This window comes from Azospirillum sp. SYSU D00513, from assembly GCF_017356015.1.
Taxonomy (GTDB): domain Bacteria; phylum Pseudomonadota; class Alphaproteobacteria; order Azospirillales; family Azospirillaceae; genus Azospirillum.
The window spans coordinates 17,738-33,540 of the sequence record NZ_JAFIQV010000029.1; the positions used below are offsets into that span (position 1 = coordinate 17,738).

General features: G+C 70.4%; 15 protein-coding genes. 6 read left to right on the forward strand and 9 right to left on the reverse strand.

Annotated features, from left to right (window positions below):
- Nucleotides 1–4: 4 nt before the first annotated feature.
- The gene (locus JUB11_RS20590; protein ID WP_207460458.1) at nt 5–790 is read right to left on the reverse strand and encodes a glucose 1-dehydrogenase; all 786 of its coding nucleotides are present in this window, start codon (nt 788–790) and stop codon (nt 5–7) included.
- A 135-nt stretch (nt 791–925) separates the two neighbouring features.
- Between JUB11_RS20590 and JUB11_RS20595 the strand changes: the two genes are divergently transcribed.
- From JUB11_RS20595 to JUB11_RS20620, 6 genes are all read left to right on the forward strand, one after another.
- Nucleotides 926–1,636: a TetR/AcrR family transcriptional regulator gene (locus JUB11_RS20595; protein ID WP_207460459.1), complete on the forward strand. Its 711-nt coding sequence runs from the start codon at nt 926–928 to the stop codon at nt 1,634–1,636.
- Between the two features lie 42 nt (nt 1,637–1,678).
- Entirely contained in the window at nt 1,679–3,295 is a 1,617-nt protein-coding gene (locus JUB11_RS20600) for an acyl-CoA synthetase (protein WP_207460460.1), read from the forward strand.
- Nucleotides 3,296–3,543: 248 nt separating this feature from the next.
- A complete protein-coding gene (gene msrP / locus JUB11_RS20605) occupies nt 3,544–4,491 on the forward strand; it encodes a protein-methionine-sulfoxide reductase catalytic subunit MsrP (protein ID WP_207460461.1) in 948 nt (315 codons plus the stop codon).
- Between the two features lie 19 nt (nt 4,492–4,510).
- A complete protein-coding gene (locus JUB11_RS20610; RefSeq protein WP_207460462.1) occupies nt 4,511–5,146 on the forward strand; it encodes a protein-methionine-sulfoxide reductase heme-binding subunit MsrQ in 636 nt (211 codons plus the stop codon).
- A gap of 133 nt (nt 5,147–5,279) precedes the next feature.
- Entirely contained in the window at nt 5,280–5,963 is a 684-nt protein-coding gene (locus JUB11_RS20615) for an alpha/beta hydrolase (RefSeq protein WP_207460463.1), read from the forward strand.
- 116 nt (nt 5,964–6,079) lie between these two features.
- Nucleotides 6,080–6,934, forward strand: a complete 855-nt coding sequence (locus JUB11_RS20620) for an oxidoreductase (protein WP_207460464.1) — start codon at nt 6,080–6,082, stop codon at nt 6,932–6,934.
- 27 nt (nt 6,935–6,961) lie between these two features.
- On the opposite strand, the gene JUB11_RS20625 is transcribed toward JUB11_RS20620, so the two are convergent.
- From JUB11_RS20625 to JUB11_RS20660, 8 genes are all read right to left on the reverse strand, one after another.
- Entirely contained in the window at nt 6,962–8,299 is a 1,338-nt protein-coding gene (locus tag JUB11_RS20625; RefSeq protein WP_207460465.1) for a sorbosone dehydrogenase family protein, read from the reverse strand.
- Between the two features lie 116 nt (nt 8,300–8,415).
- Nucleotides 8,416–9,228, reverse strand: a complete 813-nt coding sequence (locus tag JUB11_RS20630) for an anti-sigma factor (RefSeq protein ID WP_207460466.1) — start codon at nt 9,226–9,228, stop codon at nt 8,416–8,418.
- Complete coding sequence (locus JUB11_RS20635) at nt 9,225–9,734, reverse strand: sigma-70 family RNA polymerase sigma factor (protein WP_207460467.1); 510 nt, start codon at nt 9,732–9,734, stop codon at nt 9,225–9,227. Before JUB11_RS20635 ends, JUB11_RS20630 begins: the two co-directional genes overlap by 4 nt.
- 85 nt (nt 9,735–9,819) lie before the next feature.
- On the reverse strand, nt 9,820–10,245 hold the full coding sequence (locus JUB11_RS20640) for a nuclear transport factor 2 family protein (protein ID WP_207460468.1): 426 nt from the start codon (nt 10,243–10,245) through the stop codon (nt 9,820–9,822).
- A gap of 112 nt (nt 10,246–10,357) precedes the next feature.
- Nucleotides 10,358–11,743, reverse strand: a complete 1,386-nt coding sequence (locus tag JUB11_RS20645; protein ID WP_207460469.1) for a YncE family protein — start codon at nt 11,741–11,743, stop codon at nt 10,358–10,360.
- A gap of 12 nt (nt 11,744–11,755) precedes the next feature.
- A complete protein-coding gene (locus JUB11_RS20650; protein ID WP_207460470.1) occupies nt 11,756–12,235 on the reverse strand; it encodes a DUF305 domain-containing protein in 480 nt (159 codons plus the stop codon).
- Nucleotides 12,236–12,350: 115 nt separating this feature from the next.
- Nucleotides 12,351–13,532, reverse strand: a complete 1,182-nt coding sequence (locus tag JUB11_RS20655) for a glycosyltransferase family 4 protein (protein ID WP_207460471.1) — start codon at nt 13,530–13,532, stop codon at nt 12,351–12,353.
- Nucleotides 13,533–13,646: 114 nt separating this feature from the next.
- Entirely contained in the window at nt 13,647–15,143 is a 1,497-nt protein-coding gene (locus JUB11_RS20660; protein WP_207460472.1) for a lipopolysaccharide biosynthesis protein, read from the reverse strand.
- Nucleotides 15,144–15,803: the final 660 nt, after the last annotated feature.

The window sequence follows — 15,803 nt, forward strand, 5'->3', positions numbered from 1 at the left end:
GCCTTCAGAGCGAACTGACGAGATGCCCGCCGTCCACGGCAAGCACCGATCCGGTCATGTAGGCCGACGCGTCGGAGCAGAGCAGCAGCAGCGGCCCGTCCAGATCCTGCAACTGGCCCAGCCGGCGCTGCGGGATGCGCTTGATCAGCGCCTGTCCGGCGTCGCTGCCCCAGAAGTCGCGGTTGAGGTCGGTCTCGATGTAGCCGGGGCACAGCGCGTTGACGCGGATGCGGTGGCGGGCCAACTCCAGCCCCATCGCCTGGGTGAGCTGCACCAGCCCGGCCTTCGCCGCGGCGTAGGCGGCGACTTGCCCCGCGACGCGCAGCCCCAGGATGGAGGCGACGTTGACGACGGCGCCCCCCTTGCCGCCGTCCCGCATCGCGCGCGCCGCCGTCTGGGCGACCAGGAAGGCGCCCTTCAGGTTCGTGTCCAGCACGTGGTTCCACTCCTGCTCGCTGGTGTCGAGGCAGGGCTTCGTGACCGTCACGCCCGCGTTGTTGACGAGGATGTCCAGCCCGCCCAGCCGTTCCACCGTCAGGGCGACCGCCGCCGTGACGGACGCGGCGTCGGTGACGTCCAGCGGCACGGCGATGGCCTCGCCGCCGGCCTCCGCGATCTCCCCGCGCAGGGCTTCCAGGCTGTCGAGGCGGCGCGCGGCGAGCGCCACCCGCGCCCCGGAACGCGCCAGCAGGCCCGCGAAATGCCGTCCCAGCCCGCTCGACGCGCCGGTCACCAGCACCGACCGGCCGGCGATCCCGCCGAACGCCTGCGGAGCAATCCCTGACTCCATGCGTGTCTCCTCCCTGGCTGCCGCTCTTTCCGGGCTTTGCTGGCCGCCGCAGTCCGCCGGCCGCGTTTCGGCTGTGGATTTTCGAGCGAGCGCTCGATATATTGTTCGGCAAGCAAACAGTGCGCAAGAGAAATCATGGGTGATCTGGCGGAGTTTCAGCGGCGGCACGACTTTTCGATGGAGACGCTCTGCGCCCGCATCCTCGACCGCCACGCCGGCACGGTGCGGATCAAGAAGCCGCAGGTCGCCGTGCCCAACCTCGTGCGCATCGTGGAGGCCACGCTGGCGATCTCCAACCGCAAGGGCTTCCATTCCATGAGCCTGCGCGACCTGGCCGAAGGGTCGGGCCTCAGCATGGGCGCGCTCTACGCCTATTTCGACGGCAAGGAGACCCTGCTGATGATGGTGCTGGGCCAGGTCGCCGACGCGGTGGAGAAGGCCCTGCGCACGCCGCCGCCCGACGTCGCCGCCGACCCGTGCCTGCGCCTGCGCTGGCTTCTGGAGACGCACGTCTATCTCAGCGAGACGATGCACCCCTGGTTCGTCTTCGCCTACATGGAGGCCAAGGCCTTTCCGAAGGAGGGGCGCGACCTTGCGCTGCGCAGTGAACTCGCGACCGAGGCGCTGATCGCCGACGCGCTGGCCGAGGGCGTGGCACGCGGGCGCTTCACCATCCCCGACCTGTCCATGACGGCGGCGCTGATCAAGCCGCTGTTGCAGGACTGGTACGTCAAGCGCGGCAAGTACCGCCGCCGCGAGGTCGGGCCGGAGGATTACGCGCGCCACGTCGTCGCCTTTGTGGAAACCGCCATCGGCGCCCGCCGCGCCGACGCGGCGGCGGCCTGACGACCAGATCACCCCAGGAACGGACCGGAGCGGAGCCCCACCATGGACGACCTGCCGAAACGGACAGCCAACCACGTTCCCCTGACGCCGCTCGACTTCCTGCGGCGGTCCGCCCTGGTCTACCCCACCAAGACGGCGGTGGTGTACGGGCAGTTACGCCGGAGCTACGCCGAGCTGTACGCGCGTGCCCGGGCACTCGCCTCGGCGCTGGAGCGGGCGGGCGTACGGCGGGGCGACCGCGTGTCGGCGATGCTCGCCAACACGCCGGCCATGCTGGAGGCGCATTTCGGCGTGCCGGGCAGCGGCGCCGTGCTGAACAGCATCAACACGCGCCTCGACCCGGCCTCGGTCGCCTACATCCTGGAGCATGCGGAAAGCCGCGTGCTGCTGCTCGACCGCGGCTTCGCCGAGGTGGCGCGCGCCGCGCTCGGCCTGACCGGGGCGCGGCCGCGCATCGTCTGGGTGGACGATCCCGCCGCGCAAGGCTCCGAACCTTTGGGCAATCTGGAGTATGAGGCCTTCCTGGCGACGGGCGACGCCGACCGGCCCTTCACCATGCCGGAGGACGAATGGGACTCCATCGCCCTCAATTACACATCCGGAACGACCGGCAGGCCGAAGGGCGTCGTCTATCACCACCGCGGCGCCCACCTGAACGCGCTCGGCAACGCGCTGACTTTTGGCGTCGGCCCGCGCAGCGTCTATCTCTGGACGCTGCCGATGTTCCACTGCAACGGCTGGAGCTACCCCTGGGCGGTGACCGCGGTGGGCGGCACCCATGTCTGCCTGCGGCAGGTCGATCCGGCGGAGATCTTCCGCCTGATCGGGGAGGAGAGGGTGACGCACCTCTGCGCCGCGCCTGTCGTGCTCACCATGCTGATCCACGCGCCCGAGGAGGCGAAGCGCTCCTTCGCGCACGGTCCCGTCTCGGTCGCGACCGGCGGGGCGGCCCCGCCCAGCGCGGTGATCGACCGGATGGAGCGCATGGGCTTCGCCGTCACCCACCTCTACGGCATGACCGAATGCTATGGACCCTCCACCGCCTGCGCCTGGCAAGAGGAATGGGCCGGGCTGCCGCTGTCCGACCGCGCCACCCTGATGGCGCGCCAGGGCGTCAACCTCGTTACGCTGTCGGAACAGACGGTGCTCGACCTCGAGACCGGCGCGCCGGTGCCGGCCGACGGCCGGACGCTGGGGGAGCTGGCGCTGCGCGGCAACACGGTGATGAAGGGCTATCTCGGCAACCCGGAGGCGACGGAGGAGGCCATGCGCGGCGGCTGGCTGCACACCGGCGACCTCGCCGTCATGCACCCCGACGGCTATGTGGAGATCAAGGACCGGGCCAAGGACATCATCATCTCCGGCGGCGAGAACATCGCCAGCCTGGAGGTGGAGGACGTGCTGTACCGCCACCCCCAGGTGATGGAGGCCGCCGTCGTCGCCCGCCCCGACGGAAAGTGGGGGGAGACGCCCTGCGCCTTCGTGACGCTGAAGCCGGGCAGCGAGGGGACGGTGACGGAGGAGGACATCGTCGCCTTCTGCCGCGAGCACATGGCCCGCTACAAGGTCCCGCGCACGGTGGTGTTCGGCCCCCTGCCCAAGACTTCCACCGGCAAGATCCAGAAATTCGTCCTGCGCGCCCAGGCCAAGGATCTCTGACCGCGAAGCGGCCCCACCTTGGCGGTGCTGGAATGGCTGCTTCCCTGGCCGTCTCCCTTGATCGGCGGCCCTCGCGCGCAAATTCCTGTCCGGCGGGAATAATCCGCCGCGGGTGGCGTCCATGGGGCATCGACGGGGCCTCCCATGGATCCGGCGGGCGGCGCGGACGGCCTCACGGGGCCTTGATTCGCGCGGGTTCCGTTTCGGGATTAGGCTGGCCGCCAACAGGAGCGTGGAGGTTTTTGAAGATGCTGTTCCGATTCAAGGTGCCGTCGCAGGCCCGCGAGGACGAGGTCACGCCCCGCGAACTCTTCCTCACCCGGCGCTCGGCCATCGCCGGCGGAGCGGCGCTGATGGCGGCCGGCGGCCTCCCGGCCTTCCCCGGCCTGGCGAAGGCCGCGACCTTTCAGGTCCCGACCACCGTCAGCCCCCAGGACCCGAAGCTGGACGCGCCGACCCCGAAGGAGTCCGCGACGACCTACAACAATTTCTACGAGTTCGGCACCGGCAAGACCGACCCGTCCGAACGGGCGGGCAGCCTGCGCACGAGCCCCTGGCAGGTCGTGGTGGACGGCGAGGTCGCCAAGCCCATGACCTTCGGCATCGAGGACCTTCTGAAGTTCCCGCTGGAGGAGCGCGTCTACCGGCTGCGCTGCGTGGAGGCCTGGTCCATGGTGATCCCCTGGATCGGCTTCCCGCTGGCCGAGCTGCTGAAGCGCGTGGAGCCGAGCTGGACCGCCCGCTACGTCGCGTTCCAGACCTTGGCCGACCCGGCGCAGATGCCGGGGCTGCGCTCGCCCGTGCTGAAATGGCCCTACACGGAGGGGCTGCGGCTGGACGAGGCGATGCACCCGCTGGCCATCCTGTCCGTCGGCATGTACGGGGAGGTGCTGCCCAACCAGAACGGCGCGCCGGTCCGGCTCGTCGTGCCCTGGAAATACGGCTACAAGTCGATCAAGTCGGTGGTCCGCATCACCCTGACGCGGGAGCAGCCGCCGACCGCCTGGAACCTCTCGCAGCCCAGCGAGTACGGCTTCTATTCGAACGTCAATCCGGACGTGGACCACCCGCGCTGGAGCCAGGCCAACGAGCGCCGCGTCGGCGAGTTCTTCCGCCGCAAGACGCTGCCCTTCAACGGCTACGCCGAGGAGGTCGCCGGGCTCTACAAGGGCATGGACCTCCAGAAGTTCCACTGACCACGGCGGAGCCCCGATCATGCCATCCCCCTCCCGGCCCGTCACGGTCAAGGCCTTCGTCTCGCAGCGGCTGTCCTCGCGCTGGACCAAGCCGCTGGTCTTCGCCGCGGCGCTGGCGCCGATGGCCTGGACCGTCTGGCTGGCGCTCACCGGCGGGCTGGGCGCCGAGCCGGTCGCCGAGGGCGTCCGGCAGAGCGGCATCTGGGCCTTGCGCTTCCTGCTGCTGGCGCTGGCGATCACGCCCCTGCGCCTGCTGTCGGGGCTGTCGGGGCTGGCGCGCTTCCGGCGGATGATCGGGCTCTTCGCCTTCTTCTACGCCCTGCTGCATGTGCTGGCCTATGTCGGGATCGACCAGTTCTTCGACTGGCAGGCGGTATGGCGGGACATCGTCAAGCGCCCCTACATCACCGTCGGCATGGGCGCCTTCCTGATCCTGACCGCGTTGGCGGCGACCTCGCCGAAGTCGATGGTCCGCCGGATGGGCGGGCGGGCCTGGCGGGGGCTGCACAAGGGGGTCTTCCTCGCCGGGGCGGGGGCCTGCCTGCATTACGTCATGCTGGTGAAGGGGTGGCAGCCGACTCCCTTCGTCTATGCGGCCATCCTCCTCGCCCTGCTCGGCGCCCGGCTGCTGAACCGCGCCCAGCGCCCGGCCTGAGGGGGCCGCCGGGCGCGTTCCGAATGGCAGAAAAGCCCGGATTCGGGCTGGACGGCGCGGTTCTCCCGTGATTCAAGACGCGGTCCATCGAAGCCATGCGGACGCGCCCGTCCGGACTTGCAGGGAGTCGTTCATGTCAGCCGCCACCACCGTCGTCTTCGTCCACGGCGCCTTCGCCGACGGTTCGGCCTGGGACGGGGTGATCGCCGCGCTCCAGGCCCGGGGGATCAACTCGATCTCGGTCCAGAACCCGCTGACCTCGCTGGCGGACGACGCGGCCCACGCGCGGCGCGCCATCGCGCGGGCCAAGGGGCCGGTGGTGCTGGTCGGCCATTCGTGGGGCGGCGCCGTCATCACGGAGATCGGCCACCAGGAGAATGTGAAGGCGCTGGTCTATGTGGCGGCTTTCGCGCCCGCCGTGGGGCAATCGCCGAACGACACGCTGAAGCCCTATCCGGCCTCGCCCGGCCTGTCGCACGTGGCCGTGGACGGGGAGGGATTCATCACCCTGCCGCCCGACGGCATGGCGAAGAACTTCGCCCAGGACCTGCCCGCCGCGCGCACGGACGTCATGGCGGCGACGCAAGGGCCGGTCCATGTCGGCTGCTTCCGCACGAAGGTCACCGCCGCCGCCTGGGAGCACAAGCCCTCCTGGTACGTCGTCGCCGGGCAGGACCGCATGCTCCCGCCCGCCTTCCTGCGCGCCACGGCCGAACGCATCGGCGCCCGCACGGTGGAGATCGAGGCGAGCCACGTGCCGCACCTGTCGCACCCCGAAACGGTCGCCGCCGTGATCGCGGAGGCCGTGGCGGCCTGACGGCCGCATGTGTTTCCTGCCTGTCTTCCTTGCGCGCTTGGCCGTTCGGCCGGTTGACGAAGCGGCCGCGCCGTCTGTTGGATGCGCGACTCCGTCACGAAAAATGGAAGACAGGCATGACCTCCGACAGTTCCCCCGTCTGGTTCATCACCGGCTGCTCCACCGGCTTCGGCCGGGAACTCGCCCGGCTCGTGCTCGACCGCGGCTGGCGCGCGGTGGTGACGGCGCGCGACGCGGCGCGCGTGCGCGACCTCGCCGATGGGCACGAGGACCGCGTCCTGGCGCTGGCGCTCGACGTCACCGATGCGGCGCAGGTGACGGCCTCGGTGAAGGCCGCCGAGGAGCGTTTCGGCGCCATCGACGTGCTGGTGAACAACGCCGGCTACGGCTACCAGGCGCCGGTGGAGGAGGGCGACGACGCGGAGATCCGCGCCATGTTCGAGGCCAACGTCTTCGGGCTGGCCGCCATGACGCGCGCCGTGCTGCCGGGCATGCGCGCGCGCCGGCGCGGCCACATCGTCAACATCTCCTCGGTCGCCGGCTTCGTCGGCTTCCCCGGTTCCGGCTATTACGCGGCGACCAAGCATGCGGTGGAGGGGCTGTCGGACTCGCTGGGACGGGAGGTCGAGCCGCTCGGCATCCGGGTGCTCTGCGTGGAGCCCGGCCCCTTCCGCACGGACTGGGCCGGCCGCTCCCTGAAGCAGACGCCGAGCCGGATCGCCGATTATGCGGAGACCGCCGCCGCCCGCATGCAGGCGACCTCCGGCATCAGCGGCAAGCAGCCCGGCGACCCGGTGCGTGCCTGCGCCGCCATCATAAAGGCCGTAGAGTCGCCGAACCCGCCGCGCCACCTCGTGCTGGGCGCCTTCGGGGTGGAGGCCGTGCGCGGCAAGCTCATGAGCGTGGTCGAGGAGATCGACGCCTGGAAGGAGACCAGCCTCGGCGCCGACTTCCCCGAGAACGAGCGCTGACCGAAAAGGAGCGCTGACGGGCGCCGCTTACTCCGGCCGTGCGGCCACGCCCTCGGGCCTGGCCGTCACGCGCCAGATGCGGTTGCCGACGTCATCGGCGACCAGCAGTGCGCCCCGGCGGTCGAATTCCACCCCGACCGGACGGCCGAGCGCGTTGCCCTCCCCGTCGAGGAAGCCGGTCAGCACGTCAACCATGGGGCCGGTCGGGCGCCCCTCGGCGAAGGGCACGAAAACGACCTTGTAGCCGCTCGGCGGGTTGCGGTTCCAGGAACCGTGCTGGCCGATGAAGGCGCCGTTGGCGAAGGCGCCCGGCAGCTTGCCGTCCTTGGTGAAGGCGAGGCCGAGCGAGGCGGTGTGCGGCCCCAGCGCGTAGTCCGGCACGATGGCCTTGGCGACGAGGTCGGGGCGCTGCGGCTCAACCCGCTCGTCCACATGCTGGCCGTAATAGCTGTAGGGCCAGCCGTAGAAGCCCCCGTCCTTGACCGAGGTCATGTAGTCGGGGACGAGGTCGCTGCCGATTTCGTCGCGCTCGTTGACGGTGGTCCACAGCGCTCCGCTGACCGGCTCCCAGGCCAGCCCGTTCGGGTTGCGCAGGCCCGTGGCGAAGAGGCGCTTGTTCCCGCTGGCGAGGTCGATCTCCCAGATGGCGGCGCGGCCCTCTTCCATCTCCATCCCATTCTCGCCCACGTTGCTGTTGGAGCCGACGGTGGCGTAGAGCTTCTTGCCGTCCGGGCTGGCGATGATGTTCTTGGTCCAATGGTGGTTCAGCGGCCCGCCGGGCAGGTCGGTCACCTTGACGCCGGGCTCGGCGATCTTCGTCACACCCGGCTGGTAGGGGAAGCGCATCACCGCGTCGGCGTTGGCGACATAGAGGTCGTTGCCGACCAGCGCCATGCCGAAGGGGGAGAAAAGCCCCTCCAGGAAGGGCGAACGCGTCTCCGCCACCCCGTCGCCGTCGGAATCGCGCAGCAGGGTGATGCGGTTGGCGCTCGGCACGCCGGCCCCGGCCTGGCCCATCACGATCTTCATGACCCAGGCCCGGATGCCCTGCTTTTCCTCCTTGGGCGGGGCGTTGCTTTCGGCCACCAGCACGTCGCCGTTGGGCAGCACGTGCAGCCAGCGCGGATGGTCCAACCCTTCGGCGAAGGCCGCCACGGCCAGGCCGGGTGCGGCCTCCGGTCCGGCGCCGGCCGGCCAGCCCTTGGCGGGGGCGATGTTGACCGTGGGAATGAGTGACGCGTTGGGCGGCGGCAGCTTGGGGTTCGGCCCCGTCCCCTCGGCGACGGGGAGCGTGGCCTCCTCCCCGCAGCCGGACAGGAGGGCTGCCGTGGCGGCGAGGAGGAGGGCGGCGGGAAGCGTGCGCATGGGGCGGCCTTTCCGGTGGGGCTCGGTGTGCCAACCGGAAACGGGCGGGCGGCGCCCACGGTTCCGGCCCGCCGCCTTCGTCATACCGGCTCCGCAACGACCGGCCCCGGGATGGTTCAGCGCGGCCCCTCGCCGGAGGTCTGTTCGTGGATCACCTCGGCCACCGTCAGCAGCGACTGCCGGTCGGCCTGGGCGAAGACCGCGTAGCCGAAGTCGCCGCCGCGCCAGTAGAAGCCGCCGACCTCGCCCTCCTGGACGTAGCGGAAGGAGGTCTCGTCCCCCTCCATCACCGTGAGGTAGACGGTGAGCCGCCGGCCCGTTTCGTCGCTGTACATCAGCAGCGCCGCCGCCCCCTGCGACGCCGGCAGCAGCCGCCCGCCCATCAGCCGGTAGCCCTCCCGCGACAGGTTCGGCACTTGCAGCGGGCGGCCCAGCCGCTTGGACAGCCACTGCACCAGATGCGCCTCCTGGCTGCCGTCCACCTCGACCGGGTGGCGCATCTCGGCGACGAAGACGCGGTGCGCGCTCATCGCCGGGCCGGCCAGCCGGTCGGCCATGGTCCCGGCCGGAGCCTGGGGCGCCGGCTCCGACAGGCGTTCGTTCGCCATCCAGCCCCCCGCCGCCCCGACGAACAGCCACAGCCCCACCGCGGCGACGCGGCCGAGCGCGCCGGTCCAGCGCCGCCGCCGGCGCGCCTCCAGGCCGGCCTCGATGTTGGCGACGCGCAGCCGGGCCGGGATCGGTTCGTCGTGCCGGGCCCGGAGCCGCGCGCGCAGCCCGTCGCGCTGGGCGGCGTGATCGCGGACCCGGCCGGCCTCCTCCGGGTGCGCCTCCAGATAGGCCTCGACGGCGGCCTCGCGCTCCGGCGTCAGGCGGCCGTCCACGTAGCCCTGCAGATCATCCTCGCCGATGGGCGCCTGTCCGTTCACTTGACCCTCCTCAGCAGAGCGGGGCGCTCTCCGTTCATCAGCCGGCGCAGCCGGTCGCGGGCGCGGCTCAGCCGCGACATGACCGTGCCGACCGGCACGCCGATGGCTTTGGCCGCCTCCGCGTAGGACAGGTCCTCGACCCCGACCAGCAGAAGCACGGCCTGCTGCTCCTCCGGCAGGGCGGCCATGGCGCGCAGCAGGTCGCGGTGGACCATCGCCGGCTCCTGCGCGCCCGGAACGCCGGCCGTCTCCTCCGCCTCCTCCAGCGGGCCATGCCGGCCGCGGCGGAGCGTCTCGCGGCGCTGGCTGACGAAGCGGTTGTGCAGGATCGAGAACAGCCAGGCGCGCACGTCGCCGTCGCCGCGGCGCAGGTGCCAGCGCGCGACCGCCCGCTCCAGGCAGTCCTGCACGAGGTCGTCCGCCGCCGAATCCTCGCGGATCAGGGCGAAGGCGTAGCGCCTCAGCGCCGGTATGTGCGGCTCGATCAGCGCGGCCTTCTCGCTCATCGCCCCCTCTCCACCATGATGACCGTACAGTAGCGGGCTTGCCCGGCCGGGGCGACCGCGAAGGGCCGCCCCGGCGATACGGGGCTCAGCCCGGCAGGTTCGGATCGACCTGCCAGATCTCGCCCGTCAGCTTGCCCTCGCGGTAGAGCTGGATGTAGCGGACCTTGATCTGGCTCTTGCCCGTGAAGACCACGTCGGAGCTGACCGTGGCCCCCTTCGGGTTGGCGCTCTCCGCCACGCTGGTCACGGCGGCCTTCAGGGGGCCTTGCGCCTTGGCGAACTTGCCCCAGACCTCCGCCAGGGCGGGGCCGCTGTAGGCACCGTCAAGCGGCCCGCCGACCCATTGCAGGGTGGCGCCCTCGGCGTAGGCTCCGGTGATGGCCGCGACGTCGCCCCTGGCGATGGCCTCGATGCGCCGGGCGGCGAGGTCGGCCGCCGGTCCGGCGAGGGCGGGGCCGGCCAGGGCGCCGAGCAGCAGGGCGGGCAGGGCGGTCTTCAAAAGGGTCTTCATGCTATGATCTTTCCTATGCGCGGGTGTCGTGTGCGGGTGCAATGCCCGATGGACGCCGTGGAGGCCGGATCATTCCCCGGCCTTTTTCTTTTTCTGGCGCAGCTTTCCCGGCTCAGCGCGACGCCAGGACCGGGGTGCCGTCGGATGGTGCTGTTTCGCCTTCCAGGACGACGACCTGCGACGGGGCGGGCTCCGCGTTGCCGCCCGACGCGGCGCGGACCGGGCCGATGGCGGTGGCCGACGCCATGCCCTTGTCGTTCGTCCGCAGCGCCAGAAGCGGCGCGCCCTGGCCTTCCAGATAGACGCGGTAGACGGTCTCGGGCTTCAGCCGGAACAGGTTGACCTCCACCGCGTCCACCAGCCCCAGCCCGCGCGAGACGAGGAAGCCGGCCGCGTTCCCGTCCGGCGGGGCCAGGGCGAGGGTGAGGTTGGGAGCACCCTCCGGGCGCGGGGCCAGGTTGGCCCGGTCGTCGCCCTCCGGGACCGCGCCGGACAGGTAGACCAGCGCCTGCGGCGCCTGCCCCACGGGAATCCGTCCGGTGGCCGCGTTCCGTTCGGCGTCGATCACCTCCACCGCATCGCCGTTCTCCAGCCCGACATAGAGCCGGCTGCGGTCGTCCGAGGCCCAGACGCCGTGCGGCAGCGCGCCGACGGGAATGGAGGCCACCAGCTTGGGCTGGTCCTCCATGGTGAAGACCTTGACGAGGTTCTCGCCGCCGACCGTGACGTAGGCCAGCGTCCGCCCGCCGCTCCGCCCGAAGGCGAGGTGGTTGGTGATGAAGCCCGTGTCGAAGACGCCGCTGACCTCCAGCGTCGCCGTGTCGATGCGGGTGACCTTGCCGACATCCTTGTGGGTCAGCCAGACCTCCCGCCCGTCCGGCGTCAGCTGGATGAAGGGCGAGAAGGGGGAGACGACGGGGATGCGTTTGACGACGCGGTGCGTCGCGACCTCCACCACCTCGACCACGGGGTTGAAGCTGTTGGCGACGAAGGCGTGCCGGCCGTCCCGGCCGAAGATCACCATGCCTGGGCCGCTGGTGGTCGGGATGCGGCGGATCTCCTTGAAGGTCACCGGATTGATGACGGACAGGTAGTCCTCGCCGCGCACGGTGACCCAGACCTCCCTGCCATCCGGCGTGAAGAAGCCCTCATGGGGCGAGCGGCCGATGTAGGCCACGCCCTTGACCCGGTTGGTGGCGGTGTCGATGAAGGTCGCGGAGTTGGAGCCGGTGGAGACCGCCACGAGCGTGCGGTGGTCCGGCGAGAAGCCGAGCCCGTGCACGTTGATCTCCCCCTTGTAGAGGGGGCTCAGCACATCGGGGCGCGGGTTGCCGAGGCGGATCTGCCCGAGCAGGCCGCCTCCGGCGGGATCGATCACGGAGACGGTGTTGCTGTTCTGGTCGGCCGTGTAGACGCGGTCGCCGGTGGCGGGCGCGGCCTGGGCCGCCGTGGCGGCGCCGAGGCCGAGCGCCGCGAGCAGGAGCAGGGAGCGTTTCATGGGGCGGCTTCTTCAGGATTTCGGGTGGCGGTGGGACTGTTCGGACGGCATCGCGGCTGCCGGCGCGGGCGGCGGGGGCTGATCCAGCCAGGCGCGCATCAGTTCGATTTCGTTCTGCTGTTCGGCGATGATCGACAGGGCGAGGTTGCGGATTCGCGGGTCCCGCGTGTCCAGCAGCATGACGCGCGCCATGTCCACGGCGGCCCGGTGGTGCGGGATCATCATGCGCAGGAAGTCGCGGTCGGCGTCGCCCGTGGCGGGCAGGGCGTCCATCTCCGCGTGCATGCGGTCCATGATGCCGGCCATCTGCTCCTGGAAGGAGCGCGTGCTGCTCACCACCGCCGGCGCGCCCTGCGCCGCAGCGGTGGAATGATCATGGGCGAAGGCCGGAAGCGGCCCGGCGGCGGCCAGCAGAAGAAAGGCGGTCAGCGGGCCGGCGGACGGGAAGGGCGGACGGGGCCGGCGCGGGTCCGGCGTGGGCGTGTGATTCAAGGGACGGTCTCCTCGGCGTTCCATGCCCCATGGACGCCGGGACGGCCCCGTCATTCCCTTCGGCCCGCTCTTGTCCGGCCCCTTTCGGATCACAAGAGCGTGAAGGGCGCCGCCCTCACGCCGACAGCCGCGCCCGTGTCCCTTGGGCCGCCGCGTGCCGCGCCGTCAGTTCCTCGATGCGCGCCTTGAGCCGGTCCGTGGTGCGGTCGGACAGGCAGCTTTCCGCGAAGGCGCGCAGCGCCTCCGGCCGGAAGGCCGCGCGCTCCGCCGCGAAACGCCGCAATCCCGCAGCGACGGCCTCCGGCGTGTGGTCGGGCAGCAGGATGCCCGTCTCGCCGTCCCGCACCGCCTCCGGGATGCCGCCGCTGGCAGTGGCGATGCTGGGAAGGCCGGCGGCGGCGGCCTCGATGTAGACCATGCCGAACCCCTCGACGTCTGTGTCGCTGGGCCGCACCGGCAGGACGAAGACATCGGCCTCGCCGTACAGGTCCCGCAGCCGGTCCGCGTCCACCCGACCGGCGAAGCGGACCCGCCCGCCGAGGCCGAGGTCCGCCGCCAGCGCCTCCAGCCGCTCCCGGTCGTCGCCGCTTCCCACGATGGTGGCGTCGACCGGCAGGCCGTCCTTCAGGAGCGCCACAGCACGGATCACCCCTTCCACGTTCTTGCGGCTGTTGCTCCGCGCCAGGCGGGCCACCGTCAGGACACGTAGCCGGTTGCTCTCCCGCCGTTCCATCCGGCGCAGGTGGCGGGCATCAATGCCCGGCGGCACCACCTCCACCGAGGTCTCGGGCAGGCCGAAGCTGGCGATGCAGCGCCGGCGGGTGTAGCCGCTGTTGGCGAAGACGTGCAGGGCGGCGCGCAGGCCCTGCCCAATCAGCCTCTGCCGCCAGCGCGTTCCCAACGAGGTGACGAAGGGCCGCGCCGCCGGCAGGCGCGACAGGCCGTTGCGCGCCCGCCCCACCAGGTGCGGCGGCTTCGGAAGCCAGGGGCTGAGGAAGTCGTTGCCGTGCACATAAGCGAAGAGCGGCGCGTGGAGGGAGCCGGCGTAGACCGCGAGGCCCGCGTTCAGCGCGAGCCACGCGTCCACGGGCAGGGATCTCAGGAGCCGCCGGTTCGGCTCCATCTGGCTGGCGAGGCGATCCACCACCGCGACCCCGGCCAGATCGATGCCTCCGCCGGGCGGCACGACGGCGGTCACCCGGTGCGACCGCGCCAGGTTGGCGACAACGCCGGCCGCATGTTCCTGCATGCCGCCGAAGTCCGGGGGAAACTCGTTCGCGATGATGCCGATGTGCATGATTGTCTCCCGAGTTCGCCGTTTGTCGTTCGCCTGGGGACCGGCCCGGCTCAACTCTTGCGCCGGTGCCGAAATGGCGGGCCGCGCCGGGCCGTCATGAACATGTCCGTGAATTCACATTCTTTTCGCTTCCGCGAGAGGGAGCGCGCGCGATTTCAGGATCTCCAGCCCATCGCGGACCACATGGCGGCTAGAAGGGAAGATGAGGGCGATGGCCAGGGTGATGACGTAGGACAGCACCAGGGCCGACGCGTAGCCGAGCAAGCCGGCCTCCGCGGTCAAGGGTCTGCAAAGCCACAGGGCGGCAAGGGCGAGATGCGCGCCGAGAACGAAAGGCGCCAGGGAACCGAGCACGTCGCCCGTCCGCAAGGGACCCTTCCGGCCGACATACAGCCACAGGAAGGGCGTTCTCAGATACTCGCTGGCGGCGTAGCAGACCGCCACGCCGAGCGCGCCATAAGGCAGGCCGATGAGGAACGCCAGCACGGAGGTCACCGCGGTCAGGATGCCCCAGCGCATGTAATCCCCGGTCCGGCCCTGGCTGATGAACAGCCAGCCCGACGGGTTGTTCAAGGGCTGCACCAGCGCGGCGAAGCCGAGGGCCTGGAAGATGACTGAGCTTTGGCGCCATTTCTCGCCCATGAGGACGGGGATGAGCGTATCGGCCGAGGCGACGGCGAAGGCGACGCCCGGAAGAGTGGCGAGCAGCACCCACCGCATGACGCGCAGGAACGCGTGGCGGTAGCGGCCCGGCTCGTCCTGCATGCGGGAAAGGGTCGGGATCATCACCTTCGCCAGGGGGTTGGTGATCTGGCTGAGGGGAAACAGCAGCAGCTTGTAGGCGCGGTCGTAGAGCCCGAGTTCCCCGCCGCCCCAGTATTTGCCGATCAGCACGTTGTCCGCGTTGCGGGCAAAGAAGTTCGCAAGATTGAAGCCCGTGATGCCCGCGCCGAACCGCAACAGCCCGTGCGCGCCCGCGGCATTGGCCCAGAAACCGGGACGCCATCCGGAGAAGGTCCAGAGCAGCGTCGTGGAGACCAGCGCGCCCGTCAGGGCACCGGCATAAAGCGCCCAGAAGGAACTGTCCACGAGCGCCCAGGCGATGCAGGCGCCAAGGCTCGCGACGGCGTAGGCGATGTCCACCACGGCCAGGCGGCCGAACTCCATCCGGCGGTTCAGTAGGGCGGAATGCTGAACCCCGAGCGAGGAAACCACGATCTGCAGGCTGGAGGCCGCGACGAGGGAACCCACGCGGCCGTCGTCATAGAAAGCCGCGACGAGCGGCGCGACCGCGTACAGGAAACAGGCCAATGCCGCGCCACAGGCGACATTGATCCAGAACAGATAATTGACCTCCTCGTGCGTTATGGAACGCCTCTGGATCGTCGCCTGGGACAGGCCCAGATCCTGGAACATCGACAGGAAGGCCAGCACGGGCGCACACATGGCCGCCACACCGAAATCCTCAGGCGACAGCAGGCGGCTCAGCACGATGACGGACAGGATCTGCGTCCCCATCCTGACGCCCTGCGCCAAGCCGGTCACCGCCGCGCCGCGGCCGACCCTCGTGCGGAGAGCGCCGTCCGGCGCGTCGAAGAGATTGGAGGTCATGGATGATGCGGCCTTCCTCCTGAACAGCGCGCCACGCCGCCCTTGTGCGGGTTGTGCGGACCCAGCCGGCCGGACCGGGAAAGCCGGCGCCTGCCGGCGGCGGCCGGAAGGCTGTCCGTCCAGGACGGCCTGGTGCTCGAACGGGCATCACTCATGCGATCGACGGCGCTCCGGTTGGGCGTCCCGGCCGGGACATGACTCCGCGGGCCGGGGTAAGCCGGTTCACGCGCCCTAGAAAGGTGAAGAGGGCTGACATGTTCCCGGCCCTGTACCCTTGCCGAGCGGACCTACCCGGAAGCGCCCGGCCTCCCCGAGCGGACTGTCAAGCTGGCGTGAGCGTTAACCGGGTTGGCAGTGGAATGGCGAAGCATGTGTTGTGGTGTGCGCCCTCTTGCGACTGTTGATCCAACCATCACGGGGAGCGCTGCCGGCTGCGGAGTGCCTATTCCGTGCATGCCTTTAAGGCTCGTCTTGCCGCTTTGCTGATCCTGTCGGCAGGGTACAGGGTGCTGTTTCGCTGTTCCTTTGTTATCTGATCTTTGAAATCTTGTAATATGGTAAAAGCTCGCCGAGTGTACGGGTGTATGAAATAGAGAAGAATGTTTTTAAGTATTTGATGAGCTGCGCGATTTGTCTTAGCGTTTTTTATTGGGATACAGG